The sequence below is a fragment of the Rhodobaculum claviforme genome (assembly GCF_016653255.1).
GTDB lineage: Bacteria > Pseudomonadota > Alphaproteobacteria > Rhodobacterales > Rhodobacteraceae > Rhodobaculum > Rhodobaculum claviforme.
In genome coordinates, this window is record NZ_NHSD01000031.1 from 1 (window position 1) to 3,041 (window position 3,041).

Genomic DNA, 3,041 nt, shown 5'->3' on the forward strand with positions numbered 1-3,041 from the left:
TGCCATGCTCCACCCCCGAGGGCGCGGCGCATCCCGCCCCCCCGCCATGGCCCGACCGGCCCGCGGAACGCAAAGGGGCGGGCGATCCGCCGCAGGAGGGCAGCTTGACCATCGCGGACGGACACGGGGACACACAGGGGCAGACGCACGGGACCAACCGCCCGGATACTGGGCCGGATACTGGGCCGGATGCTGGCCCGGACATCACCAGGGGCCACGCGGCATGAGCGGCGCACATGATCTGGTCATTCGCGGCGCGCGCGTCGTCACCGGCGACACCGTGGCCGAGATGGACATCGGCGTGCGCGCGGGCCGCATCGCCACGCTGGGCCACGACCTGTCGGGCGCGCAGGTGGTCGCGGCCGGGGGGCTGATCGCGCTGCCCGGCGGCATCGACAGCCATGTCCACATCTCGCAGCCCTCGGGGCCGGGGATCGAGATGGCGGACGACTTCGCCTCGGCCTCGGCGGCGGCGATCTGCGGCGGCACCACCACGATCATGCCGTTCTGCCTGCCCGAGGGCGACACCCCCCTGCGCGCGGCCATGGACGCGTATCTGGCGCGCGCGGACGGTGTCTGCCATGCCGATTACGGCGTCCACCTGATCGTGCACCGCACCGATGCACAGACGCTGGGCCAGGACCTGCCGGCGCTGCTGGAGGACGGGCACACCAGCTTCAAGGTGTTCATGACCTATGCGGGGCTGGCGCTCTCGGACCGCCAGATCCTGGATGTCATGGCGGTGGCGCGGCGGCACGGCGCGATGGTCATGGTCCACGCCGAAAACGAGGACGCCATCGAATTCCTGCGCGACGAGGCCGAGCGCACGGGCCGCACCGCGCCGCTGCACCACGCCACCACCCGCCCCGTCGCGGTGGAGCGCGAGGCCGTCCACCGCGCCACCACCCTGGCGGAAATCGCGGGCGTGCCGCTGACGATCGTGCATGTCTCCAACGGCGCGGCGCTGGACGAGATCCGCCGCGCCCGCGCCCGCGGCACGCGGGTGTTCGCCGAGACCTGCCCGCAATACCTGACGCTGACGGCCGACGATCTGGATCGCTCGGGCTTCGAGGGGGCGAAATACGTCTGCTCGCCGCCGCCGCGCGATGCGGCCGAGCAGGCCGCCTGCTGGGCGGGGATCGAGCGGGGGGAGTTCGAGCTGTTCTCCTCGGACCACTGCCCGTTCCGGTTCGCCGACGCGGCGGGCAAGGACGCCCCCGGCGCGCGCGCCAGCTTTCGCAACATCCCCAACGGCATCCCGGGGATCGAGACCCGCCTGCCGATCCTGTTCTCCGAAGGGGTGGTCGGGGGGCGGATCTCGCTGGAGCGCTTTGCCGCGCTGACGGCGGGCAATCACGCGCGGCTCTATGGGCTGACGTCCAAGGGCGTGATCGCGGTCGGCGCGGACGCCGACATCGTGCTGTGGGACCCCGGCGCGCGCCGCACCATCCGCCAGGCCGACCTGCACCACGGCGCCGACTACACCCCGTGGGAGGGGTTCGAGATCACCGGCTGGCCCGTCGCCACATTCCTGCGCGGGGTCGCGGTGATGCGCGACGGCGCGCTGACGGGGGCCGCGCCCTCGGGGCGGCTGCTGCACCGCGCCCGCCCCCGGACGGTGCCGTGACACCCCCACCACGGGTGGCCGACCGACGGGCGCGGGCGGGTGGTCACGCCGGGCCGTGTCACCGGCACACCCACGCGATCCCGGGCAGGCCGCGCGCCGAAACCGCCGCCCGCGCGCTGTGGGCGCGTGCCCGGGCCGAAGCCGCGGGGACCGCCGCCGCAGGGCGGGTCCTGCACTGATGGACCTGCGCTGACGGGCCTGCGCTGGGGGGTCCTGCACTGATGGGCCCGCACTGATGGACCTGCGCTGACGGGCCTGCGCTGGGGGACCCGCCGCCACCCCGGCGGGCGCGACCGCTTCACCGTGCCGCAGGGCGGGTCGGGCCGTCGTGGCGCGCATGGCCGGTCCGCGCCCTTGACAGATTTGTGTGGACCATTAGAGGGGCCGCCGACCAGCGTGCCGGACGGAGGTGGCCTCGATGACGGATATGGACCGCGCAACCGCCGCGCCGGAGCGCGCGCATCGGCCATCCGCCCGGCGGGCGGGCCGGATCGCAACGGCGCTGCTGTGCGCCGCAGGTCTCGCCGCCTTCGCGCCACAGCCCGCCGCCGCCCAGACCCTCGCCCCCGGGCTGAAGGGCGAGGTGTGGCTTCAGCTGCCCTTTCTCCTCGGGAATGAGACCGCGGACCTCTATGCCGACCTGCCGGCGTTTCGTGATATCGACACCCTTGGCGCCAGCATGCAGACCAATTCCGCGCTGCGGACCGCCGCCAATGTCCTGCCCCGGGCCGGGGCGTTCTTCGACAGCCGCCCGCCCGACGGGACCTTCACCTCCACGGCGCTGAAATACCCCTGGGCGACGGATGACATCTCCAGCGGCCCGGAGACGACGATGCTCGACTTCCTGCGCCGATCCGCCGAGGACGCGGGCGACTACGCCAGCTTCACCCTGCGCGACGGCCTGACCGAGGACGCGCTGGAGCCGATCATCCGGCAGTCGGTGTGGCGCTTCACCGGGGCGCTCGTGCTGTCGCCCGACACCGTCTATCAGTTCCGCATCCGCTCGGACGACGGCAATGCGTCGTGGCTCGGGTTCGACCCGGCGGTCGGGCCGAGCTATGCCCTCGATCCCGACCGGACCGACCCGCAGCGGGCGCGGAACTTCAACCCCTCCGGCACCTTCGACGCCGGGGACGGGCGGTGCTGCGTCTATACCTTTGACACTGCGGAGCATCAGCACGCATTCGACGCCGACGGCAACGCCGTGGTGGCGTTCCAGCTGTTGTTCTATGAGCGCTTCGGCAAGGCCGGGCTGCGGATGCTGTTTTCCACCGAGACCGACGACACCGGCGCCTTCATGAACTACCAGATCGTCGGCGACGACATGCTGGTGCGCAGCGACCCCGGCGTGGGGGTGATCCCGCTGCCGGCGTCGGCGGTGCTGCTGGTCTCGGGGCTGCTGGGGCTGGGGGTT

At 72.8% G+C, this 3,041-nt stretch carries 2 protein-coding genes; both read left to right on the top strand.

The window, feature by feature from the left end; genetic code table 11:
* The first annotated feature begins 223 nt into the window (after positions 1 to 223).
* Positions 224 to 1,627, top strand: coding sequence for a dihydropyrimidinase (gene hydA / locus CCR87_RS00435; protein WP_201155368.1), 1,404 nt, complete (start codon positions 224 to 226; stop codon positions 1,625 to 1,627).
* Between the two features lie 418 nt (positions 1,628 to 2,045).
* Positions 2,046 to 3,041, top strand: a 996-nt coding sequence (locus CCR87_RS00440) for a hypothetical protein (RefSeq protein ID WP_201155369.1), incomplete at its 3' end; no start/stop codon positions are given.